Genomic DNA, 23,479 nt, shown 5'->3' on the forward strand with positions numbered 1-23,479 from the left:
GCTCTTGCCTAATCCTCTCATATGGCTTGCGCGGCCCAGTTGGATGCGCAAAACTGACATCATGAGCGAGGCACTGCAGGAGTTGATTGATATCGCCGGCCGCCATGCGCGCGGGCGACGAACGGCAACGGCGATCCCCCGCGTTTCGATAGGCCGCAGCGAAGTCGCCACGGCACCAATGGCGGGGGTATGGGGGTCGGGGGTGCTGTTTGTGCTGCAGGGCGCGAAAAAGGTTCTGATCGGAGACCGGACCCTTCGATACGATCCCGCCAGCTATTTCATCTACACTGTCGACACACCCACCATCAGCCAGTTGGTCGCGGCGAGCGCCAAACATCCTTACCTGGCGATCGGCTTCACTCTCGACCTGCAGGCCGTCGCCGCCCTCCTCGTCGAGCACGAGCCCGCGCTCGGCGGCGACAGTTTCTCCACCTCGCCCGTCAACGAAGAGCTGCTCGACGCATTGCGTCGCATCATGCGGCTGCTCGACCGGCCAGGGGAGATTCCCGTGCTGGCGGCCATGCTCGAACGCGAGATGCTGTTTCGGCTGCTGCAAGGCCCCCAGGGCGGAAAGCTTCGCCAGCTTGCGCGTGCCGACGGCCATCTGTCCCGGATTGGCCAGGCCATCGCCTGGATCCGCACACATTGCCATCAGCCGGTCCGGGTCAGCGATCTGGCCGAAATCGCCCATATGAGCAACGCTGCATTTTACCGCCACTTCAAGGCGGCGACGGCGATGAGCCCGATCCAGTATCAGAAACAGATCCGGCTGCTGGAGGCCCGCCATTTGCTGCTTGCCCAGCCAGGCAATGTTGCAAGCGTCGCCTTCGCCGTCGGCTATGAGAGCGCTTCCCAGTTCAGCCGGGAGTATGCCCGCCAGTTCGGCTCACCGCCGGCGCGCGACGCAGCGCGGCTTTCGGCGGCAGGCGAGGTGGCCGTAGAGATCATCTAGACCTTGCGTTTGCGACCCGTGTCGCGTCGCTTCTCGCCGACGCCGACGGTCAGTGCCATGGCCAGCGCCATCGTCGCCGACAGCGACCGGAAGCCGGCGAAATCCGCCTCGGCCACCTCAAACCAGACCTTGGCGAACTGGGCGAGCGGCGAAAACGAGCTGTCGGTGATGGCGACGATCGGCACGCCCTGTTCCGAGATGCTACGCGCTTCCTCGATGGTGGCCGGGGCGTAGGGCGCGAAGGAGATGGCGATGACGGCATCCGCCGGTGTGGCGAAGCCGATCATCTCGGCGTTCAGGCCGGCGGCCGATTCGATCAGCTGGTTGCGGATCTTCAGCTTGCCCAGCGCATAGGCGATGTATGACGCCACCGGATAGGAGCGGCGCTTGGCCAGCACATAAATGGTCTCGGCCTTTGCCAGCAGCGAAATCGCGTCTTCCAGATGCGCATCGTCCAGCGTGCGCGAGATATCGTTGAGCGAGGTGCTGGCGGCGGCGACGAAGCCGTCGAAGATGGCACGATGACCGGCGCCGCCCTCGGCCTTGGTGCGCAGCGCCTGCAGCCGTTCGTCATAGGACGAGTTGCGCTCGCGCAGCCGCTCGCGAAACACCTGCTGCAGGCTGGTGAAGCCGTCGAAGCCAAGCTGCTGGGCAAAGCGGATCAAGGTCGAAGGCTGCACGCCGGCCGAAGCGGCGATGCTGGCGGCGGTGCCGAAGGCGATATCGTCGGGATTGTCGAGCGCATAGGCGGCGATCTGGGCGATGCGCTTCGGCAGGCTTTCGCGCCGGTCAAGGATCGTGGCGCGCAATGTCTCGAAGTCACGAGGTACCCGTTCGTCCATCGTCGGCCCGTCCAAGCTCATCGGTGAAAGCGTCCTCTCTGCCCCATCATAGCGAGCCTGCGCAAGAACGCCATAAAAAATGAGGCAGACATTCCATTCCAAGGCAAAATGGACTAATTCATCCATCTGATACATCAGGCAGTGGAGAAACGGAAAATGGTCGGCGTCGGTCTCATCGGCACGGGTTTCATGGGCAAGTGTCACGCCATCGCATGGAGTGCCGTCGGCGCCGTCTTTCCGGATGTCGCCAAGCCAAAGCTTGTGCATCTCGGCGAGGTCAATGAGGAGCTTGCTCAACGCAAGGCAGGCGAGTTCGGTTTCGCCAAGGCGTCCGGCGACTGGCGCGCCGTCGTCAACGACCCGGAGGTCGACATCGTCTCGCTGACCACGCCCAACCAGTTCCATCCGGAAATGGCCATCGCGGTTCTTCAGGCCGGCAAGCATCTGTGGTGCGAAAAGCCGATGGCGCCGAGCTTTGCCGAAGCCGAGGCGATGGCAGCGGCGGCCAAAAAGTCCGGTAAGATCGCGGCGCTGGGCTACAATTACATCCAGAGCCCGGCCATCCGCCACATCGGTGCGCTGCTCGACGAGAAGATCATCGGCGAGGTCAACCATCTGCGCATCGAGATGGATGAGGACTTCATGGCCGACCCGGAGGCGCTGTTCTTCTGGAAGCACGAAGCCGCTTCCGGCTATGGCGCGCTCGACGATTTCGCCGTGCATCCGCTGTCGCTGGTTTCCGCCCTGTTCGGTCGCGTCGCCAGCGTCATCTGCGACATGGCCAAGCCCTATGCCGACCGCAAGGTGGCTAGCGGCGGGCGCCGCGCGGTCGAAACCTACGACATCGCCAGCGTGCTGATGCACCTGGAAAACGGCATTGCCGGCACGCTGCTGGTCAATCGTTCCGCCTGGGGCCGCAAGGGCCGCATTGCCATCCAGATTTTCGGCTCGAAGGGGTCGATCCTGTTCGATCAGGAGCGGATGAACGAAATCCAGCTCTATGTCACCGCCGATCGCCCGACCGAACAGGGCTATCGCACCATCCTGGTGGCGCCGCACCACAAGCCCTACGACGCCTTCCTGCCGGCGCCCGGCCATGGGCTCGGCTTCAACGATCTCAAGATCATCGAATGCCACGAACTGCTGACGCGGCTTGCCGGCAAACCGGCGCGGCTCATCGAATTCGCCGAAGGGCTGGAGATCGAGCGCACCGTGCACGCGATGGCGCGCTCCTTCGAGGAAAAGCGCTGGGTCGATGTGAGGTAGTCTCGCACCCGGTTTTCGCTTCGCGAAGGTGCTTCAGACGGCGGCGGTCGAGGTGTTTGTCTCCCAGCCGTTGACCCAGACCTGCCGCAACCGATCACCTTCGCCCTTGAACCGTAGTCCCGTCGCCTGGCAATCCTCGATCCGGTCGCTGCGGAAATTGCGGATCGCCTGGCGCAACTCGCACCAGCCGACGATGTTGGCGGTTTCGGCGTAATAGATCAGGGCGATAGGCCGAACGAGCCGCTCGGAGGCGCGGCCCATTTCGTCGCGATAGGAGAGGTCGAGCTTCTCCTCGTCACGAATGGCGCGGCGCACCAGCGCCAGGTCGATCGCACCGGTCGAAGGCGCGGCGAACCCCCACGCATGCAGCGCATTGGCGTCGAATGCCTGTCGCAAGGGCGGCGGCACCGCGCCGGCGATCTTTGCACTGACGCGCTTGGCCGCCTGCTTGAGTTCGCTGTCCCCCGTGCGCTCCAGCAGTGCCAGCGACAGGATGATCGCCTCCATCTCCTCGATCGAAAACATCAGCGGCGGCAGGTCGAAGCCGGGGCGCAGGATGTAGCCGATGCCACGCCCGCCTTCGATCGGCACGCGCATCGCCTGCAGTGCTGCGATGTCGCGATAGATCGAGCGCACCGTCACTTCCAGTCGCTCGGCAATCGTCGCCGCCGTCACCGGCTGCCGCGCCAGCCGTACGATCTGTATGATCTCGAACAGGCGTGACGCCTTGCGCATTTTTCACTCGGGGTTCCGATCGCAACTGACACACCATCGTCAGTTGGGCTGACCTATAGGAGCGCCTATCGAGTTGAGAATCAACACATTCCGCTGCGGTCTGGCCGGGCGAAGCGACAGGCAACTGACATGGGCTACGCGGAAAATCTCTGGCTTTTCTGTCTCCTCCTCTTCGGCATCATCATCGTGCCCGGCATGGATATGCTTTTCGTGCTTGCCAATGCGCTGACCGGTGGCGGCAACAGGGGACTTGCCGCGACCGGCGGCATCATGCTGGGCGGCATGGTGCACACACTGAACGGCGCGCTCGGCGTCGGTCTGCTGATGCATTTCGTGCCGATCCTCTACAATCCGCTGCTGATCGCCGGCGCCGCCTACATGGCCTTTATCGGGCTGACGCTGATGCGCAGTTCGATCAAGGTCGGCCATGATGGACCTGCCGGCAGTCGCTCCGCATGGAAGGCGTTTCGCCAGGGGGTGGTGATCTGCCTGATCAATCCAAAAGCCTATCTCTTCGTCTTCGCGGTCTACCCGCAATTTCTGAAGCCGGACTACGGTCCGATCTGGATGCAGGCTTCCATCATGGGATTGATGACGATCGTCATGCAGTTTGCCGTCTATGGCGGGCTAGCAATCACTGCCGGTCGCAGCCGCAATCTGCTGGTCGCCAATCCCCAGGCGACCGCCTTTGCCGGCAGGGCGGCCGGATTCCTTCTGGTTGCGATTTCCGTGCTGACCGCATGGGAGGGGCTGAGGGCGGCGTAGTGCCGGCTGAAACCGGAACCGCCGCCCTTCCCATGCCGCCATCCGTATCCGTATCAGGCGGCTCCCTGCCGACTCTCGATCATTGCGCGGCGCACAGATCGGCGCCACTCGACGGCGCCGGCAAGGCCGTGCAGCACCGTCTCGGTGGTCGCCCAGTCGATGCAGCCATCGGTGATGCTCTGGCCATAGACGAGCGGCTTGCCTGCTACGACGTCCTGCCGGCCGGCGACGAGGTTGCTCTCGATCATGACGCCGATGATCCGCTCGTCGCCCGCCGCGACCTGGCCAGCGACATCGGCCGCCACCTTGGGCTGGTTCTCGGGCTTCTTCGAGCTGTTGGCGTGGCTGACATCGATCATCAAACGGGGCGCGACGCCGATGCGGGCAAGTTCCGTGCTGGCAGCCTCGACGCTCGCCGCGTCATAGTTGGGCGCGACACCGCCGCGCAGGATGACGTGGCAGTCCTCATTGCCGGTGGTCGTCGCGATGCCGCTGCGTCCGCCCTTGGTCACCGCCATGAAATGATGCGGCTGGGCGGCGGATTTCACGGCCTCGGCGGCGATCCGCAGATTGCCGTCGGTGCCGTTCTTGAAGCCGACCGGGCAGGACAGGCCGGAAGCAAGCTCGCGGTGGATCTGGCTCTCGGTCGTGCGCGCGCCGATCGCACCCCAGGCGACGAGGTCGGCAATGTATTGCGGCGTCGTCATGTCGAGGAATTCGGTCGCTGCCGGCAGGCCGAGATTGTTGACGGCGGACAGCACATTGCGCGCCATCCTCAGTCCCTTGTCGATGTTGAAGCTGCCGTCGAGGTCGGGATCGTTGATCAGGCCTTTCCAGCCGACCGTCGTGCGCGGCTTCTCGAAATAGACCCGCATCACGATCTCGAGTCGGTCCGACAGGCTCTCGCGCAGCGCCGCCAGACGGCTGGCATAGTCCACGGCGGCGACCGGATCGTGGATCGAACAGGGGCCGACGATGACCAGCAGTCGATCGTCGGTACCGTTCAAAATGGCGTGGATCGCGTTGCGCGACGCGGTCACGGTGCGCGTCGCCGTCAGCGTGCGCGGTATCTCCCGCATCACCTGGTCCGGCGTACTCAATTCTCGGATTTCCTTGACCCGGAGGTCGTCTGTGGTGGTCAACACGGCTTTCTGCTCCTGTTTGGGAAACCTGCCGGCTGAAAACAAAAAAGCCGCCAGGTATGGCGGCTGTTCGGATCTTGTTGCTGCAATCTTCAGATCGAGCGCAATCCTCCCGCCGCCAGCGAGCTCCTAAAGTACCAATATTTGGCGGTCAGGTTGATCATGAGGCTCATATAGTCGAAGCGGAGGCGTTTGTCACGTGCTCTGATGGCAACCGAGCAACAACCTCACAACGGCAGATCACACGGTTCGTCACGCTGACGCCCAAGGGTGAGATCGGCGCCGCGCAGCGGCGACTCCAGCAGGAACTCCGCAAGCGTACCCTTGCGCGCGGTCTTGCGCTGCCATTCCTCGGCCGAGACGACAACCACGCTTGGTTTGCCGTTTCTGGTGATCGTCTGCGGCGAAGACTGCGCGCGCTCGATAACCTCCGAGAGCCGTGCTTTTGCCCCGGCGACCGTCCAGTTGGTATTTTCTTTGGGCGCAGACAGCATTGCGACCTCCGTGACCATTCTGACCATCTGACTATATGGAATGGCGATGCGGCGGCAACAGGGGGCTGATTTGCTTCTGGACGTGAGGCCTACTCGGGCGACGACCCCGCAATGCTCTGGTCGTAGTCGACCAGCGATCCGGTCATGACGCCCGACTGCGGGCTGACCATATAGCTGATCAGCCGGGCAAGCTGGTCCGGCTTCACCAATTGCCCCATCGGCTGCGCAGCCTCGGCCTTTGCCAGCCAGTCGTCGGGTGCATCGTGCCATTTCCTCTGCACGATATCCTCACCCTCGGTGTCCATCCAGCCGGGCAGCACCGCGTTGCAGCGGATGCGGTTATAGCGATAGGCGTTGGCGACGTTCTTGGTCAGCGTCATCAGCGCTCCCTTGCTGGTCGAATAGGGCGTCAGGAACGACTGGCCGGTATGCGCCGACATCGACAGCACGTTGACGATGGAGCCGGGCGCCTTCTTCTCCAGCAGATGCGCCACCACGCCCTGCATCAGGAAGAACGGGCCCCGCACATTGGTGTCGAAAATCATGTCGAACAGCTCTTCGCTGGTTTCGACCAGCGAACCGCGCGCCGACGTCGCGGCGGCATTGACTAGGGCGTTGATGGTGCCGAAATGCGAGATCGCGGTGGCGACCGCACGCTTGCAGTCGGCGACATCAGAGACGTCGGCGCTGATGAAGATCACGTCGACGCCCGATTTCTTGAGATGGGCGACAGCCTTGTCGCCCTTTTCCTGCGAGCGGCCGATGAGCGCCAGCGCCCGGCAGCCTTCGTCGGCTAGCGCCTCGGCAACAGCAAAGCCGATGCCTTGCGCGCCGCCGGTGACGATGGCGCGCGTTTTTGAATTGCGATCGGCTGATGCGCTCATCGCTCTGCTCCTGTCTGGGTGTCTTATTTTGCCGTGTCCAAGCGAACGGTCTTGCCTGTGGTCGCCGACTTCAGCGCCGCATCCGCCAGCTTCAGGGCCACCAGCCCGTCCGCGCCACTTGGTACCGCCTTCTTGCCTGACGTTGCCGCTGCGATGAAGGCAGCGATCTCATTGGCATAGGCGTCGAGGTAGCGGGTCATGAAGAAGTCGTGCAACGGTGGACGCGTATAGCCCTTCTCGTTGGCCAGCTCGATCGACACTGGGCGCTGGTTCTCGGCCGCGACCATGCCTTTCGAGCCATGCACCTCGATGCGCTGATCATAGCCATAGGTGGCGCGGCGCGAGTTGGAGATGACGGCCTGCTTGCCGGAAGCGGTTTCGAGGATGACGCTGACGCTGTCGAAATCGCCGGCCGCACCGATCTTCTTGTCGACCAGCACCGAGGCATGCGCGCTGACCGCCACCGGCTCCTCGCCGAGCAGGAAGCGTGCCATGTCGAAATCATGGATGGTCATGTCGCGAAAAATGCCGCCCGAACGCTTGATGTAGTCGATCGGCGGCGCGCCGGGATCGCGCGAGGTGATGGTGACCATCTCGACGGTGCCGATGGCGCCGTCGTCGATCGCCTTGCGCACGGCGGCGAAGTGCGGATCGAAGCGGCGGTTGAAGCCGACCATCAGCGTCGCCTTGGTCTTCTCGACCACGGCCAGGCACTTCTCGACGCGCTTGACGTTGAGGTCGATCGGCTTCTCGCAGAATATAGCCTTGCCCGCCTTGGCGAAACGCTCGATCAGGTCGGCATGGGTGTCGGTCGGCGTGCAGATGACGACGGCGTCGATGTCCTTGGATGTCTCAATGGCGTCGATTGTGCGCACTTCGGCGCCATAGGCCGTCGCCAGCTCGGTCGCTGCCTTCTCGAACGCATCGGCGACGGCAACCAGTTTGGCCTGTGGGTTGGAGCCGACGGCGCGGGCGTGGACCTTGCCGATGCGGCCGGCACCGAGGAGGGCGAAGCGGAGAGTCATGGAAATTCCTTTGAGGGTGGTTCGAAGCGGGGCGCCGGTCATGGGCGCGGGTGATTTGCGGTCAAGACAAGATCGACAGGGAGGCGGTGACCACCGCCTCCGCGCCCGGCCTCAAGCCGCGAGTTCGGCCTCGCCGGTCTTGGCGCCGGTGATGTAGGAGACGATATCGTTTCCGTCGGTGTCCTGCTTGCGCAGATTGGCGACGATGCGGCCGCGCCGGAACACGACGATGCGGTCGCAAAGGTCGAACACCTGGCGCATGTTGTGGCTGATCAGGATCAGCGGCTCGCCATTGTCCTTCAGCGTGCGGATGATGTTTTCGACCTGCGCGGTCTCCTGCACGCCGAGGGCGGCGGTCGGTTCGTCCATGATGATCAGCTTGGAGGCGAAGGTCGCGGTCCGGGCGATCGCCACGCACTGGCGCTGGCCGCCCGACATGTGGCGGATGGTGTTGGACAGATTGGGGATCTTCACCGCCGTGCGGATCAGTGCCGCCTCGGTCGCCTTGCGCATGTACTTGCGGTCGAGGATCGAGAACGGGCCGAGATTGAACAGCACCTTTTCGCGGCCGAGGAACAGGTTCGACGGCACGTCGAGATCGTCGGCCAGCGCCAGGTTCTGGAACACGGTCTCGATGCCCGCCGTGCGGGCCTCGATCGGCCCGGCAAAATTCACTTCCTTGCCGTCGAACCAGATCTGGCCGCTGGTGCGTTGCTCGACGGCGGTGATCTGGCGCACGAAGGTCGACTTGCCGGCGCCGTTGTCGCCCATGATGGCGACATGCTCGCCCTTGCGCAGTTCGAAGTTCGCGCCTTCCAGCGCATGCACGCCGCCATAGCGCTTGGTCAGGTTTTCGGTCTTCAGGACGATGTCTGACATGGTCAAGCCCTCATTGCCCGCAGGCGTTGGCGCCACTGGTCGAGAACCACCGCACCGACGATGATCACGCCCTTGACCATCTCCTGGTAGTAGGCGTCGAGGCGCAGGAAGGTGAAGCCGGAGATGATGACGCCGAAGATCAGCGAGCCGATCACCGTGCCGATGATCGAGCCGCGGCCGCCTGACAGCGAGACGCCGCCGATGACCGCCATCGCAATGGCATCGAGTTCGTACATCACGCCCATGCCGGACTGAGCGGTGAGGTTCTTGGAGCTCAGCACCACGGCGGCGAGTGCTGCAAGCACGCCGGCGATGACGTAGACGAGGATCTTGTGGTTGGCGATCTTGATGCCGGACATGCGCGCGGCGTCCTCGTTGGAGCCGATCGCGTAACAATGCTTGCCGTACCTTGTGTAGGTCATGATCAGCTGGAACAGCACCGCCAGCGACAGGAAGATGATGACGGGCATCAGGCCTTTGCCGATGGCCGCGAAACCCTCGGTGGGAAACGAGATCGGCTGGCCCTTGGACCACCATTTGGCGATGCCGCGCGCGGTGACCATCATGCCGAGCGTGGCGATGAAAGGCGGAATGCGCGTGTAGGCAATCAAGGCGCCGTTGACCAGGCCGGCAAACAGGCCGCAGCCGATCGCCACCAGCACCGGCACGATGACGGGCAGGTCGGTCCAGCCCTGGGCAAGGAACATCGCCTTGGGGTTGGGGTTGCCGTTGACCGTCGCCACCTGGGCAAAGCTCATGGCGATCATGGCGGTCGCGCCGACGATCGAGCCCGAGGACAGGTCGATGCCGCCGGTGATGATCACTTGCGTCACGCCGATGGCGATGATGCCGACGATCGAGACCTGCAGGATGATGATCTGCAGCCGTGCCTCGTTGAAGATCGCGCTGACGTCGCTGCGGGTGTTGAACAGGAAACTGTCGCCGAGAAAGATGCGGCCGATCAGTTCGAAGACGACAACAAGAATGACAAGCGCCAGGAAGACGTTGAGTTCGGCAGGCCATGCGCGCTTCTTCGCGTCATAGCCGACCCCGCCGACGCCATGAGATGTCTGTGCCACGTATTCTGTCCTCCGTCGGCCGCGGTCGCCCCTCGCTGCCTTGCCGGCGCTGAGGGAAAGAGGAGCGGCGCTGCGTGAGCGCCGCTCCGTATGCCCGCTGCTCAGTTCTTCTTCAGGAACTTGTCGATGTTGGCCGGCGTCACCAGTTGGAAGGGGACGTAGACCTTGTGTTCGACCTTCTCGCCCTTGGCCAGCTTGAGCGCCGCATCCAGTGCGCCCGCGCCCTGGCCGGCCGCGTCCTGGAACACGGTTGCGTCGAGGTCGCCCGCCTGCATCGCGGCAAGCGCGTCCTGGGTGGCGTCGACGCCGCCGACGACAACCGACTTCATGTCGATGTTGGCGGCCTTCATCGCCTGGATGGCGCCGATGGCGCTTTCGTCATTGTTGGCGATCACGCCATCGAACTTCTTGCCGGTCGACAGCCAGTTGGTCATCAGGTTCTGGGCCTCGTCGCGGTTCCAGTTCGACGTCTGCTTGTCGATGATCTTGATGAAGCTGCAATCCGGCGTGGCGATCACCTCTTCGATATCCTTGGTGCGCTGCACGGCGGCCTGGTTGGAAAGCTCGCCCATGATCACATAGACATTGGCTTCCTTCTTGCCGGCTTCCGTGAACAGGCGGCAGACTTCCTTGGTCTCGAGCGTGCCGGAATCAGCTTCGTTCGAAGCGACGAAGGCCTGGTTGGCCGGCAGCGTGTCGACATTGACCGGCTCACGGTTGACATAGACCAGCGGGATCTTGGCGGCCGCCGCGGCATCCGACATCGCCTGCGTGGCCGAAGTGTCGACCGGGTTGACGATGATGGCGTCGACGCCCGAGGCGGCGAAGTTCTTGATCTGGTCGAGCTGCTTGGCGACGTCGTTCTGCGCGTCCTCGACCTGCAGCTCGACGCCGCTCATGCCCTTGGCCTGCTCGATCATGCCGTTACGCAGCACGGTCAGGAAGTTGTCGTCGAATTTGGCCATCGACACGCCAACCTTGGCGGCCATGGCGGATGAACTCATCAGCGCCGCGAAAGCGACGCCCAAAATCAGTTTCTTCATTGTCTCTCTCCTCCACATGCTGGTGTCCGGTTTCACCGATTTATCCGGAATCCCCGATCTCCCCGGGGAATCTCTCCCTGATGTCGTTTCTGTCCCGGGGGCGCCTTGCCGTTTGCTGGAACGCCAGACCCTCTGTTTGAACCAGATGCGCCGGAACGAAAGAACCAAAATACACAGTTGGTGAAATATTTATTCCATTTTGCCGTGAGGCGTCAAGGGAGATTCCAAAATCCGATGCGCGATTTTCGGACGATGCGCGCTTGCCGCCGGCGATCAGCCGAGGCCCTCGCAGCATCGTCAATGGCACTACGGTCGAATTCGAAGCTCGAGAGCCTAGATATTCTCAGGCAGATAGATGTCGAACGGCAGGAAGGTCTGGCCGGGCGCGTTGGCCGCACCCGTTTCGATGGCGTGCGCCATAAGGTCGACCAGTTCGCGGCACAGGGCGGCCAACGGCGTCGAGATCACCATCGTCAGGATGCCATCCGCTAGGGCGGAACGCGATGTCGCGTTGATCTCGTTGCAGATGACCGCCGGCATCTCGGCCGGCTTTGCCTGCCTGAGCGCTGCGACCGCGCCTTCCATGCCGCCGCCGGCGACATAGCAGCCAACCAGATCAGGGTGGCGGCCAAGGAGATCGAGCAGCGTGTCCTGCGTGATCTCGTTGGCTTCCAGATTGACCAATGTCTCGAGTAAGGTGAATTCCGGCGCCTGTTCGCGAAAGAAGGAGCGAAAGCCGATTTCGCGCAGTTCGTGGCCGTGAAAACGGTGGCTGCCGACAAAAAGGGCAATCTTGCCCGGCCGTTTCGCCGCCTTCGAGATCATCCAGGCCGCGCTGCGGCCGACCTTGCGGTTGTCGAGGCCGACATAGCCCTCGCGGATGCCGGCGGCGAAGTCGGACAGCAGGGAAAACACCGGCAACCCTTTGGCCTTCATCTCCTCGACGGCGACCGTCAACGTCGGGTGATCCGGCCCGACCAAAGCGACGGCCCTGCATTTGGCCGCCAGTCTGCGCGCGCGCTCGACGATTTCATCGGGGGTCAGCGAATCCGCAAAGTCGATTGTGGCAACGCCGCGGAAACGTGGCGATCGCGACACGGCAAGTTCAAGCTCGCGGGCGAACTCGCTGTAGAAGACATAATTGCCCTTGAGCAGCAGGAAGCCGAGCCGGTACTCGGGCAATTCATGGCGCATCCGCTGCTTGATCAGGCCGGCGGCGTGATAGCCGATCTCGGTCGCCGCCTCGTAAACGCGGCGCGCCGTTTCCTCGCGCACCGGCAGGCGGCTGTTGAGCACGCGGTCCACTGTGGCAACACTGACGCCGGAGATGCGCGCCAGGTCAGTAATGGTCGGCCGTTTCGCCATGCTTGCCTCATTGGATTGCCTGAGGCTTTCTACATCATTCTGATAGGAAATGATAGAAACTATCTTTGTGATGTTGAGTCTATCATGGGCTAGCGCTATTTTCAGCCTCGAAGCCAATGAGTGGCTGGCATTCGCTATGGCGAGCGCCGTTTGCCGTGGGAGGCAATCATGACCGCAACACCGTCCCGGCGGGACTACAGCCTGACCGGCCGCGACGCGAAGCTCGCCGTCGAGACCGGCCTGTCGGCGGCCGAATGGTATCACACCGATGTGTCCCGCAAGCAGATGAAGGAGCTGATGCAGCGCTCCGACGGGCCGGCGATCCGCGATACCATCATCTGGTTTGCCGCCCTGATCGTCAGCGGCGCCGGCGGCGCCTGGTTCTGGGGTAGCTGGTGGTGCGTGCCGTTCTTCTTCGTCTATGGCGTCCTTTACGGCTCCTCCACCGATTCACGCTGGCATGAATGCGGTCATGGCACCGCCTTCCGGACGCAATGGATGAATGATGCGGTCTATCAGATCGCCTGCTTCATGATCATGCGCAATCCGGTGACCTGGCGCTGGAGCCACACGCGTCACCACACCGACACCATCATCGTCGGCCGCGACCCGGAAATCTCCGTCATGCGGCCGCCGGACCTGGTTCGCGCCATGCTGGGCTTCGTCGGCGTGCTCGACGCCTGGCATGCGATATCAGACATGCTGCGCAACGCCGCCGGCAACATCAGCGCGGCGGAAAAGACCTTCATTCCCGAACAGGAGCAGCCCAAGGCGATCCGCATCGCCCGCATCTGGACGGCGATCTACGCCGCCACCATCGCGCTGGCGCTGTATTCCGGTTCGTTCCTGCCCCTGATGCTGGTCGGCCTGCCCAGGCTCTATGGCGCCTGGCATCACGTCATGGTCGGGCTGCTGCAGCATGGCGGCCTGGCCGACAACGTCACCGACCACCGGCTGAACAGCCGCACCGTCTACATGAATCCGATCAGCCGCTTCATCTACTGGAACATGAACTACCATGTCGAGCATCACATGTTCCCGATGGTGCCGTATCATGCGCTGCCGAAGCTGCACGAACTGATCAAGCACGACCTGCCGGCGCCGACACCGTCGATCCTGGCCGGCTACCGCGAGATGATCCCGGCCTTCCTGCGCCAGCTGCGCAACGAGGACTATTTCCTCAAGCGCGAGCTGCCACCGACCGCCAGGCCTTATCGCGGGGAATTCCACGACAACGCCGTCGCCGCTGCGGCGGAATGATCGTGCGATTATCCGACTTCCCGGGGAGGCCCGATTTTTGTGGAGGAATCAATGAGCGACTGGGTCGAGGCCTGTGCCACCGGCGACATCGACGAGGAGGACGTGATGCGCTTCGACCATGGCGGCCGCACCTTCGCCATCTATCGCAGCCCCGACGATGAGTTCTTCGCTACCGACGGCCTGTGCACGCACGAAAAGGTGCATCTGGCCGACGGGCTGGTGATGGACGACATCATCGAATGCCCCAAGCACAATGGCCGCTTCAACTACAAGACGGGTGACGCCCGCGGCGCGCCGGTCTGCGTCAACCTGAAAACCTATCCGGTCAAGGTTGATGCTGGCAAAGTCCTGATCCAGATCGGATGACTGACATGGCGCGGGGAATGGTCATCATCGGCGCCGGCGAATGCGGTGGGCGGGCAGCATTGGCGCTGCGTGAGCTGGGCTATGACGGGCCGGTGACGCTGGTCGGCGATGAGCCGCATCTGCCCTACGAGCGCCCGCCGCTGTCCAAGGAGGCGATGGTCAGCGAAGCGCCTGAAATCAAGGCGATCGCCAGCGACGCAATTCTGGCCGAGAAGTCGATCCGGCATATCCATTCCGTTCAGGCCGTCGCGATCGACCGTGCGGCGCATGCGGTGAGCCTGTCGGACGGTTCGGCCCTGCCCTACGACAAGCTCCTGTTGGCAACCGGTTCGACGCCGCGCAAGCTGCCGATGCCGGGGCTGGGTCCGCGCTGCGTCTATCTCAGAACCTTCACTGACGCGCTCGCCATTCGCGCGCATCTCACCGCCGGCAACCGTATCGCCGTCATCGGCGGCGGCTTCATCGGTCTCGAACTCGCTGCCGCGGCACGCAAGCTCGGCGCCGCGGTCATCGTCATCGAGGCGCAGCCCCGCATCCTGATGCGCGGCGTGCCGGCCGAGATCGCCCAGATCATCCATGATGCGCACGTCGCCGAGGGCGTCGACATCCTGTGCGGCGACGGCATCGCGTCCATCGCCGACGATGGCAACGAGGTGCGGATCACACTTGTCGGCGGACAGGAGATATCAGCTGATCTGGCCGTCATCGGCATCGGCGCCGTGCCGGTGACCGGGCTTGCGGCCGAAGCCGGCCTGGCGATCGACAATGGCGTCGCTGTCGATGCCGAGCTGCGCAGCAGCGATCCCGACATCCTTGCCGCCGGCGATTGCTGTTCGTTTCCGCTCGCCGTCTATGGCGGCCGCCGCGTGCGGCTGGAAGCCTGGCGCAACGCCCAGGAACAGGGCGCGCTGGCAGCCAGGAATATGCTGGGCGCCGGCGAGGCGCATGCGGCGGTGCCGTGGTTCTGGTCGGATCAATACGGCCTGAGCCTGCAGATCGCCGGGCTGTCCGACGAAGGTCGCAGCACCGTGCGCCGCGATCTCGGCGATGGTGCCTTCATCTTGTTCCATCTGGCCGAAGACGGCAGGCTGGTGGCGGCCAGCGGCATCGGCCCCGGCAATGCGGTCGCCCGCGACATCAGGCTGGCCGAAATGCTGATCGGCAAGCGGGCCAAGCCGGCGCCGGAAGCGCTCGGTTCGCAGGCGGTCAAGCTGAAGTCGTTGCTGGCGGCCTGAGCGGCGACAGCTAGGAATACAGGGCGAAGACCCTAGAACAGCGCCTTCAGCTCCGGCAGCTTGTCGTTGACCAGCCAGCCGTAGTAATTCTCCTCGGGCAGCTTTACCGGCTCGCCTGCGGCCCGGCGCCTGTCGTTCTCCGCCTTCAGCGCATAGGCGCGCTGCTCCGGATTGCCGACATTGTAGAGCGTGGCGGTCAGCCCCGGATTGCCCGAAATGTCGAAACCGGCAATGCTCTTGTAGGCGTCGATCGATTTCCTGATCGTCGCGGCGACGTAAGGCAGCGTCAGATCGGGATCCATGATGGTCTTGTAGACCGAGTTGGGATCGCCGACGTCGAGCTTCGGCAGGCCCGAAACCTTGTGCACCAGATCGCTCATCTGCAAGGCGGTCAAAGGATTGAGCTGGCCGAGGCCGAAGGTCTGCCCGGCATAATAGGGCTGGAAGAAGGTGGCGCCGAAACGATCGTCGGGAAAGCTGGTCCCGCCAACTGACTTGCCGCGAAACGAATGGTTCCACACCTGCTCACGGCATTCCCACAGATCGTAGCTGTCGGACATCCCGGCGCATTTCTTGAATTCGGGCCGCTGCACGAAATCGGTGATGTCCTCGCCGTCATAAGCGAAGGAGAGCTTGCTGGAGAGGTAGGAGATCGCCTTGACATAGTAGGTCTGCAGCCGGTCGTAGGCGTCGACATTGTAGGTATGCTCGCCGACGATGGCGCCGACAATATGCATCGAATCGATGCCGTAGGCGGAAGCGGCCTTCCTGATCTTGCCGCGCAATTCGGCGTCATTCTGCAGCAGGGCGTAGACCTTGCGGTATTTCGCCTGGAAGGTGGTGTTGGTGGCCTGCGTGCGCCGGCTGGAGGCGCCGGGAATGTCAGGCTGCTCGGTGTTGCGGTTTCCCGGCGGCACCAATGTCGCCGCCTCGGTCGCGAACAGCGTCGCCGCCAGCGTCAAGCCGAGAATGATCAGGATCAGTTTTTTCATGCGCCGCCGCCCAAGCAATTCCAGGAAAAGTGTGAAACGGTTTTCCGTCCGGAATTGCGTCAACCAAGAGATCGAGAATTGCCGCGCAAACTAGGTAAAGCTCTTGGTCGAGTCGAGAGCACCCCTTCACCCGGCACTACGAAAGGTGGCCAGATGGTACCATCTGGCCACACATGATTTTGCTTGCCGGAAAATGTTGCCTCGACCGGCGCCGGAACGTTCCGGCGCCGTCGTTTAAAGGATGAATCGCGACAAATCTGTGTTTCGCGACAGATCACCGACATGCTTTTCCACATAGGCGGCGTCGATGGTGACGCTGGTGCCGTTGCGGTCGGGCGCGTCGTAGGAGATTTCGTCCAGCACCCGTTCCATCACCGTCTGCAGCCGCCGGGCGCCGATGTTCTCGACGCTTGCGTTGAGGTCGACGGCGATGCCGGCCAGCGAATCGATGGCGTCGTCGGTGAAGGTCAGGTCGACGCCCTCGGTCTTCATCAGAGCGATATACTGCTTGATCAGGCTGGCCTCGGTCTCGGTCAGGATGCGGACGAAATCGTCCTTCTCCAGCGCCCGCAGCTCGACCCGGATCGGCAGGCGGCCCTGCAATTCCGGCAACAGGTCTGACGGCTTGGAAACGTGGAACGCACCCGAGGCGATGAACAGTATGTGGTCGGTCTTCAACGGCCCGTATTTGGTCGCCACCGTGGTGCCTTCGATCAGCGGCAGCAGGTCGCGCTGCACGCCTTCGCGGGAAACGCCGGCGCCCATGCCGCCTTCGCGCGACGCGATCTTGTCGATCTCGTCGAGGAAGACGATGCCATCGTTTTCCGTCGCATCGAGCGCCCGGCGCACCACTTCGTCCTGGTCGAGCAGCTTGTCGGATTCGTCGTTGACCAGCAGGTCGTAGGACTCCTTTACCGTCGTCTTGCGCGTCTTGGTCTTCTTGCCGCCCATCGCCTTCGACAGCATGTCGTTGATGTTGAGCACGCCGATATTGGCACCCGGCATGCCGGGGATTTCGAAGCCGGGCATGCCGCCATTGCCGGTATCGGCGACCTCGACCTCGATCTCCTTGTCGTCGAGCTCGCCGTCGCGCAGCTTCTTGCGGAAGCTATCGCGGGTGGCCGGGCTCGCCGTCTTGCCGACCAGCGCTTCCAGCACGCGTTCCTCGGCGTTGACGTGGGCGCGTGCCTTGACGTCCTCGCGCATCTTCTCGCGCACCAGGCCGATGGCGATCTCGACCAGGTCGCGGATGATCTGCTCGACGTCACGGCCGACATAGCCGACTTCGGTGAACTTGGTCGCCTCGACCTTGACGAAAGGCGCACCGGCCAGACGCGCCAGGCGGCGCGAGATCTCGGTCTTGCCGACGCCGGTCGGCCCGATCATCAGGATGTTCTTCGGCATCACCTCTTCGCGCATCTGGCCTTCCAACTGCTGGCGGCGCCAGCGGTTGCGCAAGGCGATCGCCACGGCGCGCTTGGCGTCCTTCTGGCCGATGATGAAGCGGTCAAGTTCCGAAACGATTTCGCGGGGAGAGAAGGTGCTCATATCACTAAATTCCACTTTGCCACTGCTTGATGGCCTCGAACGGATGCAGCAGCATGATCACGTTGAGTGTCAGATTGTCCCGGATGAGATAGCCGGTACCGAGTTCGAAGATGATAGCGAGGCTGACGATCACCCATATAGGTAGCCTTCGCGCCATCACAAATCCCAGCACCATGGCCAGTGTGTCGGACACCGAATTGATGATGCTGTCGCCGTAATAATCGAGCGAGATGGTGCCGGCGCGATAGCGGTCGATGATGAACGGGCTGTTCTCGAGCAGCTCCCAGCCGCCCTCGATGAGAACGGCGAAGGCCAGCCTCAAGCCGATCGGTGAGCGCGGGAACAGGAAACGCGCCAGGGCATAGAACAGGAAGCCGTGGATGATGTGCGAGAACGTGTACCAGTCCGAAATGTGCTGGGAATTCTCCGAACTCTGCACGACGCCATGCCAGAGCTTGACGTAGCCGCAGGTGCAGATCGGTGTCCGGCCCATCAAATAGAGCGTGACGGCCTGGGCAATGATCAGCCCAAGCACGATCAGCAGCCCCATCCGCCAGCTGTTTTCGTAGGCCGAGAGGTCTTTGTCCTCGCCGGATGCGTTCATACCTATTGCCTCTCTTCCGCGTCGCCGTCTCGACCATCACAAAGCCCGTCACGCCTTCAGCGGCGGTAGCCGGCGGATCACGGTCGCCGGCAAGGTGGGTTTGACGACAATCCGCCGGATACGCTGCCAGCCAGCCCCGAACAGAATAATCAGCGCGCCAACAACGACCAGGATCAAGGCAAAAGGCGGGATACCCGTCGAATCGGAGGCGGAATTCACCAGATAATAGATGCCCAGCGAGCCGAAGTAAGCCAATGTAGGAACCAGAAGCGAACGGCGGTCTATGGCAAGCGCGACATAGAGGAAGCCAAGGATCAGAATCGTCAGCATGATGGTTGCATTGGCATCCGGCGCGATATGTCCGAATACGACGTTCTGGCCGGTTGCCATGATAAAGAGTGGATGCACCAGCATGGGCGCCGAGACGACATGCAGCCAGAAAGCGCAATCGGACCAGATCTTGCGTCGATCCCTATCGTAAATGTCAAAAGCTACACCCGTTGCGAACACGATCAGGCCGCAGATCAGCGGCATGTAGAGTGCGGCGCGGAGCAATTCGGGCACATCCTCAAGGCGCGGCGGCGCAATCGCGCCCGTTGTCACACTGTCATACAGGATTATCGCCGTTTGCAGGAAGGCAAGCAGTGTGAAGGCAATGGCGATAGCCCCGGCAATGATCGGGACGCGAAAGCGCCAGAAATAGATCGCCGCCGCAATTATTCCTCCGCCCAGGAACAGATATCCGGCCCGGGATGCCGTCTGGCGCAACGCCAATAGCTGCCAGATAGTCTCCGGCTTGCGAATGCCGAAGCTGGCCTCCACTTGTAGCGCCAGAGCGACCAGAATGGCGGCCATGAAAATCAGGGCAAGCACGGACGACGATAATTTCATCCGGTGCTGACGTGTGACAATTTCGGCGAGCCCCCAGGTGAAAACCGCGAGGATGCCGGCGATCCAGAATGTCTGGCCTGGAAGCAAGGTGGTGAGGACAAAGAAGAAGCCGGCGCTGAGCAGAACGGTTCCCACAGTGACGAACAGATCGTTGCCGCCGCCGACCAGCCGCAGGTTTTCCTCGTCACCCTCGTCATCGGCGCGCCTGGCCTCGGGGGCGAGAGCGACCGCGCGTTCCATGACCTCCAGCTGATCCCGCGTGGTTTGCGAGATCAGACCTGCTGCAACTGCCTTATCGAGCGTTTCAGCGCTGATCAACTGGGCTCCTGCGGTGCTTCGCACGCCATCATCAGGGCTGGCCCGTATTCCGTTGTTCTGGTGTCAAAGGCGGCAAAGCCGGCCTTTTCATAGGCGCGAATGGCGCGTCCGTTGTCTGGATGCGGGTCGATGATGACGCGCGGCACGCCTTCCTCGAACAGTTGTTCGACGAACTGCCGCACGATTGCCGAGCCATGGCCGAGGCCGACCAGCTCCGGCCGGCCGATCGACAGGTCGATGCCCAGCGTGCCGAACGGCTGGTCGGCATAGGGGTGGTCGTCTTCCAGATGCGGATCGTAGCTTTGCAGATAGGCTATCGGCTTGCCGTCGAGCTCGACGATCAGCGGCTCGACGGAAATGCTATCGATGTGGTCGCGAATCTCAACGATTTCCGTCTCCGGATCGTCCCACCACTCGGCAACATGCGGCTCGGCAAGCCAGCCGGCGATCATCGGCAGGTCTTTTTCCGTCACCGGCCGAAAATCATAGGTCACCACCTCTTCAGCCGGCATCGAGCGTTTCGATAACGAAATTGTTGTTTGTGTAGACGCAGATGTCGGACGCGATCTGCATCGCCTTGCGGGCGATCTCCTCGGCATCCTTGTCGCTGTCCATCAGCGCGCGTGCCGCGGCCAGCGCGTAATTGCCGCCCGAACCGATGGCCATGACGCCAAATTCGGGTTCGAGCACGTCGCCGGTGCCGGTCAGCGCCAGCGAGACCGACTTGTCGGCAACCAGCATCATCGCTTCCAGCCGGCGCAGATAGCGGTCGGTGCGCCAGTCCTTGGCGAGCTCGACGCAGGCGCGCGTCAGCTGGTCGGGATATTGTTCGAGCTTGGCTTCGAGCCGCTCCAGAAGCGTGAAGGCGTCGGCGGTGGCGCCGGCGAAACCGGCAATCACATTGCCGCCCTTGCCGATGCGGCGCACCTTTTTGGCGTTGCCCTTCATGATGGTCTGGCCAAGGCTGACCTGGCCGTCGCCGGCGATCACCACCTTGTTGCCCTTGCGCACCGTCACGATGGTCGTGGCGTGCATGGTCAGTTCATTAGACATTTCCTGGCTCCGAGCAGCGCTATCCCGAAAAGGCGATTGGCGCGGTACGAGTAACTTTGATCGGCCATATGTATGCATGGGGCCGATGATTGCAAATCGCCTCTCTGGCAAGGCCGATACCGCTGTCAGAGGCAACTGGCAATCGCCGGACCATGCTGCTAGAAGGCTTTCGTTTTCAAGCCTGCGAGCGCCTGAAGCCTCTGAGCCGGTCACGATGTGAACCTCTGGGACAAGGATAGAGTGATGCCGCCCCGTTCCGCCGAAGCAAGCCGCAAGACCAAGGAAACCGACATCTCCGTGTCGGTCCATGTCGACGGCTCCGGCAAGTCGGATATCGCCACCGGCGTCGGCTTCTTCGACCATATGCTGGACCAGCTGTCGCGCCACTCCCTGATCGACATGACGGTCAAGGCGAAGGGCGACCTGCATATCGACGACCACCACACCGTCGAGGACACCGGCATCGCGCTCGGCCAGGCATTGACCAAGGCGCTCGGCGAGCGGCGCGGCATCATGCGCTATGCCTCGATCGACCTTGCCATGGACGAGACGCTGACGCGTGCGGCGATCGACGTATCCGGCCGTCCGTTCCTGGTCTGGAATGTTTCCTTCTCGTCGCCGAAAATCGGCACGTTCGACACCGAACTGGTGCGCGAGTTCTTCCAGGCGCTGGCGCAGAATGCCGGCATCACGCTGCATGTCACCAACCACTATGGCGCCAACAACCACCACATCGCCGAGACCTGCTTCAAGGCGGTGGCGCGTGCGCTGCGCGCGGCTCTCGAACGCGATCCGCGCCAGCCGGACGCGGTTCCTTCCACCAAGGGATCGTTGAAGGGGTAGGCCATGGCCAGCTATGTCGTGATGGAACCGCCCGGCCGCAGCGAGAAGGTCGATGCGACGGCCCTTGTCCGCGATGGCTTCGCCTGGCTCGGTTTTCTGGTGCCGCCACTCTGGTTCGCCTGGCATCGGCTGTGGATCGAAGCAGCACTTGCCTTCGTCATCATGGGCCTGCTTTCTATGCTGGGCCAAAAGCTCGGCCTTGGACTAGCCGGCTCGCTGCTGTCGCTGCTGGTTTCGCTCTATGTCGGCCTGGAAGGCCAGGGGCTGCGCATCGCAGCACTTCGCCGGCGCGGCTGGCACGAATGGGGCGTGGTACAGGCCGGCAGGCTTGACGATGCCGATATTCGCTATGCGCTGGAGTCGGAAACGCTTGCCGATGAGGTCGCGCCGATGCCGCGCATGGTTCCCGATGCTGCCCTTGCGCGCCCTGCGCAGCCGGGCATGGCGCTGGGGCTGACCCACATCCCGGGAAGAAGCTGACATGCGGGTTGCGATCATCGACTACGGCTCGGGCAATCTGCGCTCGGCCACCAAGGCTTTCGAGCGTGCCGCGCGTGAAGCCGGCATATCGGCTGAGATCGACCTGACATCGGATGCCGAACGGGTCCGCACGGCTGACCGTATCGTCCTGCCCGGCGTCGGCGCCTATGCCGACTGCGCGGCCGGCTTGCATGCCGTCGATGGCATGTGGGAAGCGGTCGAAGAGGTGGCCATCTCCAAGGGCCGGCCCTTCCTCGGCATCTGCGTCGGCATGCAGCTGATGTCTGAGCGCGGCCTGGAAAAGACAATTACCAACGGCTTCGGCTGGATATCAGGCGACGTCAAGGAGATCACGCCAGCCGATCCGGCGCTGAAGATCCCGCAGATCGGCTGGAACACGATCGAGCTTAAGCGCCAGCATCCGCTGTTTGCCGGCATTCCAACCGGAACCACAGGGCTGCACGCCTATTTCGTCCATTCCTACCATCTCGATGCGCGCAAGGCGGACGAAGTCCTGGCGGTCGCCGACTATGGCGGTCCGGTGACGGCCACCGTCGCCCGTGACAATCTCGTCGGCACGCAGTTTCATCCGGAAAAGAGCCAGGCGCTCGGCCTTGCCCTGATCACCAATTTCCTGCGCTGGAGGCCGTAGAGCATGATCCCGAAAAGTGGCCCCCGGTTTTCTCGGACAAACGGTTCCCGTTTGTCCCGAGATCATGCTCAAGCAAAGGGATAAACCATGAGCAAGAAGGGCTACTGGATGGCGATGGTCGATGTCCGCGATCCAGAGGTTTACAAGCGGTACATCGAGGCGAATGCCGTCGCCTTTGCCAAATACGGTGCGAAATTCCCCGTGCGCGCCGGGCGCTATGAGAATCCCGAAGGACCAACCGGGAATCGTCACGTCCTGGTGGAGTTCGAATCCTACGACAAGGCGGTCGAATGCTATCATTCGCCGGAATATCAGCATGCCTCGAAATTCCGGCTTGCCGCCTCATCAGGCCATTTCGTCATCGTTGAAGGCGCCTGAACGGATGATCCTTTTCCCCGCCATCGACCTCAAGGACGGCCAATGCGTGCGCCTCAAGCACGGCGACATGGCCACCGCCACCATCTACAATGACGACCCGGCAGCCCAGGCCAAAGCCTTCGAGCAACAGGGCTTCGAATGGCTGCATGTCGTCGACCTCAACGGCGCCTTCCAGGGCCAGAGCGTCAACAGTGCAGCGGTCGGCGCCATCCTCAAGGCGACGAAGAACCCGGTGCAGCTCGGCGGCGGCATCCGCACGCTGGCGCAGATCGAGGACTGGCTCGATCGCGGGCTGGCCCGCGTCATCCTCGGCACGGTGGCGGTGCGCGATCCCGATCTGGTCAAGCAAGCCTTCAAGGCCTTCCCGGGCAAGGTGGCCGTCGGCATC

26 protein-coding genes and 1 pseudogene are annotated in these 23,479 nt (G+C 62.8%); 11 read left to right on the top strand and 16 right to left on the bottom strand.

Translation table 11 applies throughout. From position 1 onward, the window contains the following. On the top strand, positions 1-952 hold a 952-nt coding region (locus EN993_RS11500; protein ID WP_348630418.1), incomplete at its 5' end, for an AraC family transcriptional regulator. Here EN993_RS11500 and EN993_RS11505 read toward each other — a convergent pair. Further along, complete coding sequence (locus tag EN993_RS11505) at positions 949-1,794, bottom strand: MurR/RpiR family transcriptional regulator (protein ID WP_164757620.1); 846 nt, start codon at positions 1,792-1,794, stop codon at positions 949-951. The two genes, EN993_RS11500 and EN993_RS11505, sit on opposite strands and share 4 nt — an antisense overlap. A 156-nt stretch (positions 1,795-1,950) precedes the next feature. Here EN993_RS11505 and EN993_RS11510 point away from each other — a divergent pair, with 156 nt between their 5' ends. Beyond that, a complete protein-coding gene (locus tag EN993_RS11510) occupies positions 1,951-3,060 on the top strand; it encodes a Gfo/Idh/MocA family oxidoreductase (RefSeq protein ID WP_127263256.1) in 1,110 nt (369 codons plus the stop codon). A 33-nt stretch (positions 3,061-3,093) separates the two neighbouring features. Here EN993_RS11510 and EN993_RS11515 read toward each other — a convergent pair whose 3' ends face one another. Continuing rightward, positions 3,094-3,795 (bottom strand): YafY family protein, encoded by a 702-nt coding sequence (locus EN993_RS11515; protein ID WP_127263257.1) that lies wholly within the window; start codon positions 3,793-3,795, stop codon positions 3,094-3,096. Positions 3,796-3,924: 129 nt separating this feature from the next. On the opposite strand from EN993_RS11515, the gene EN993_RS11520 reads away from it, so the two are divergent. Continuing rightward, the gene (locus EN993_RS11520; RefSeq protein WP_127263258.1) at positions 3,925-4,560 is read left to right on the top strand and encodes a LysE family translocator; all 636 of its coding nucleotides are present in this window, start codon (positions 3,925-3,927) and stop codon (positions 4,558-4,560) included. A 53-nt stretch (positions 4,561-4,613) separates the two neighbouring features. Here EN993_RS11520 and EN993_RS11525 read toward each other — a convergent pair whose 3' ends face one another. From EN993_RS11525 to EN993_RS11560, 8 genes are all read right to left on the bottom strand, one after another. After that, complete coding sequence (locus EN993_RS11525; RefSeq protein WP_127263259.1) at positions 4,614-5,705, bottom strand: 3-deoxy-7-phosphoheptulonate synthase; 1,092 nt, start codon at positions 5,703-5,705, stop codon at positions 4,614-4,616. Positions 5,706-5,929: 224 nt separating this feature from the next. Next, positions 5,930-6,196 carry a type II toxin-antitoxin system Phd/YefM family antitoxin gene (locus EN993_RS11530; RefSeq protein ID WP_127263260.1) on the bottom strand — a complete coding sequence of 89 codons (267 nt, stop codon included), beginning with the start codon at positions 6,194-6,196 and terminating at the stop codon, positions 5,930-5,932. Positions 6,197-6,285: 89 nt separating this feature from the next. Further along, positions 6,286-7,080, bottom strand: a complete 795-nt coding sequence (locus EN993_RS11535; RefSeq protein ID WP_127263261.1) for an SDR family oxidoreductase — start codon at positions 7,078-7,080, stop codon at positions 6,286-6,288. Positions 7,081-7,103: 23 nt separating this feature from the next. Continuing rightward, on the bottom strand, positions 7,104-8,105 hold the full coding sequence (gene iolG / locus EN993_RS11540; RefSeq protein ID WP_127263262.1) for an inositol 2-dehydrogenase: 1,002 nt from the start codon (positions 8,103-8,105) through the stop codon (positions 7,104-7,106). 111 nt (positions 8,106-8,216) lie between these two features. Continuing rightward, complete coding sequence (locus tag EN993_RS11545) at positions 8,217-8,984, bottom strand: ATP-binding cassette domain-containing protein (RefSeq protein ID WP_109667014.1); 768 nt, start codon at positions 8,982-8,984, stop codon at positions 8,217-8,219. 2 nt (positions 8,985-8,986) lie between these two features. Next, on the bottom strand, positions 8,987-10,063 hold the full coding sequence (locus EN993_RS11550) for an ABC transporter permease (protein ID WP_109667012.1): 1,077 nt from the start codon (positions 10,061-10,063) through the stop codon (positions 8,987-8,989). A gap of 101 nt (positions 10,064-10,164) precedes the next feature. Next, positions 10,165-11,106 (bottom strand): sugar ABC transporter substrate-binding protein, encoded by a 942-nt coding sequence (locus EN993_RS11555; RefSeq protein WP_127263263.1) that lies wholly within the window; start codon positions 11,104-11,106, stop codon positions 10,165-10,167. Positions 11,107-11,439: 333 nt separating this feature from the next. Continuing rightward, on the bottom strand, positions 11,440-12,471 hold the full coding sequence (locus tag EN993_RS11560; protein ID WP_127263264.1) for a LacI family DNA-binding transcriptional regulator: 1,032 nt from the start codon (positions 12,469-12,471) through the stop codon (positions 11,440-11,442). Positions 12,472-12,639: 168 nt separating this feature from the next. On the opposite strand from EN993_RS11560, the gene EN993_RS11565 reads away from it, so the two are divergent. Genes EN993_RS11565 through EN993_RS11575 form a run of 3 tightly spaced genes read left to right on the top strand, consistent with a single transcriptional unit; the run spans position 12,640 to position 15,332 of the window. Next, positions 12,640-13,731 carry a fatty acid desaturase family protein gene (locus EN993_RS11565; protein ID WP_109667721.1) on the top strand — a complete coding sequence of 364 codons (1,092 nt, stop codon included), beginning with the start codon at positions 12,640-12,642 and terminating at the stop codon, positions 13,729-13,731. 51 nt (positions 13,732-13,782) lie between these two features. Continuing rightward, positions 13,783-14,097, top strand: coding sequence for a MocE family 2Fe-2S type ferredoxin (locus EN993_RS11570; RefSeq protein WP_027161041.1), 315 nt, complete (start codon positions 13,783-13,785; stop codon positions 14,095-14,097). Beyond that, complete coding sequence (locus tag EN993_RS11575) at positions 14,094-15,332, top strand: FAD-dependent oxidoreductase (RefSeq protein WP_164757619.1); 1,239 nt, start codon at positions 14,094-14,096, stop codon at positions 15,330-15,332. Before EN993_RS11570 ends, EN993_RS11575 begins: the two co-directional genes overlap by 4 nt. A 32-nt stretch (positions 15,333-15,364) precedes the next feature. Here EN993_RS11575 and EN993_RS11580 read toward each other — a convergent pair. The 6 genes and pseudogenes from EN993_RS11580 to hslV form a co-directional block, all read right to left on the bottom strand. After that, positions 15,365-16,343: pseudogene (locus tag EN993_RS11580) on the bottom strand (DUF1402 family protein). Between the two features lie 215 nt (positions 16,344-16,558). Next, the gene (gene hslU, locus EN993_RS11585; protein ID WP_109667006.1) at positions 16,559-17,872 is read right to left on the bottom strand and encodes an ATP-dependent protease ATPase subunit HslU; all 1,314 of its coding nucleotides are present in this window, start codon (positions 17,870-17,872) and stop codon (positions 16,559-16,561) included. A gap of 4 nt (positions 17,873-17,876) precedes the next feature. Beyond that, positions 17,877-18,476, bottom strand: coding sequence for a DUF2585 domain-containing protein (locus EN993_RS11590; RefSeq protein ID WP_127263265.1), 600 nt, complete (start codon positions 18,474-18,476; stop codon positions 17,877-17,879). A gap of 48 nt (positions 18,477-18,524) precedes the next feature. After that, positions 18,525-19,685, bottom strand: a complete 1,161-nt coding sequence (locus tag EN993_RS11595; RefSeq protein WP_109667002.1) for a hypothetical protein — start codon at positions 19,683-19,685, stop codon at positions 18,525-18,527. Next, positions 19,682-20,197 carry a GNAT family N-acetyltransferase gene (locus EN993_RS11600; protein WP_109667000.1) on the bottom strand — a complete coding sequence of 172 codons (516 nt, stop codon included), beginning with the start codon at positions 20,195-20,197 and terminating at the stop codon, positions 19,682-19,684. The genes EN993_RS11595 and EN993_RS11600 overlap by 4 nt, the downstream gene beginning before the upstream one ends. After that, a complete protein-coding gene (gene hslV, locus EN993_RS11605) occupies positions 20,187-20,738 on the bottom strand; it encodes an ATP-dependent protease subunit HslV (protein ID WP_109666998.1) in 552 nt (183 codons plus the stop codon). The genes EN993_RS11600 and hslV overlap by 11 nt, the downstream gene beginning before the upstream one ends. Positions 20,739-20,981: 243 nt before the next feature. Here hslV and hisB point away from each other — a divergent pair, with 243 nt between their 5' ends. The 5 genes from hisB to EN993_RS11630 all read left to right on the top strand — a co-directional run. After that, on the top strand, positions 20,982-21,581 hold the full coding sequence (gene hisB / locus EN993_RS11610; protein ID WP_109666996.1) for an imidazoleglycerol-phosphate dehydratase HisB: 600 nt from the start codon (positions 20,982-20,984) through the stop codon (positions 21,579-21,581). 3 nt (positions 21,582-21,584) lie between these two features. Beyond that, positions 21,585-22,061 (top strand): DUF2628 domain-containing protein, encoded by a 477-nt coding sequence (locus EN993_RS11615; protein ID WP_127263266.1) that lies wholly within the window; start codon positions 21,585-21,587, stop codon positions 22,059-22,061. Position 22,062: 1 nt separating this feature from the next. Next, positions 22,063-22,713: an imidazole glycerol phosphate synthase subunit HisH gene (hisH, locus tag EN993_RS11620; RefSeq protein WP_109666992.1), complete on the top strand. Its 651-nt coding sequence runs from the start codon at positions 22,063-22,065 to the stop codon at positions 22,711-22,713. An 87-nt stretch (positions 22,714-22,800) separates the two neighbouring features. Further along, a complete protein-coding gene (locus tag EN993_RS11625) occupies positions 22,801-23,091 on the top strand; it encodes a DUF1330 domain-containing protein (RefSeq protein WP_127263267.1) in 291 nt (96 codons plus the stop codon). Positions 23,092-23,095: 4 nt separating this feature from the next. Then, a partial coding sequence (locus EN993_RS11630) for a HisA/HisF-related TIM barrel protein (protein ID WP_245468741.1) occupies positions 23,096-23,479 on the top strand: 384 nt, incomplete at its 3' end.

It is taken from the genome of Mesorhizobium sp. M7D.F.Ca.US.004.01.2.1 (assembly GCF_003997785.1).
Classification (GTDB): Bacteria; Pseudomonadota; Alphaproteobacteria; order Rhizobiales; family Rhizobiaceae; genus Mesorhizobium; species Mesorhizobium loti.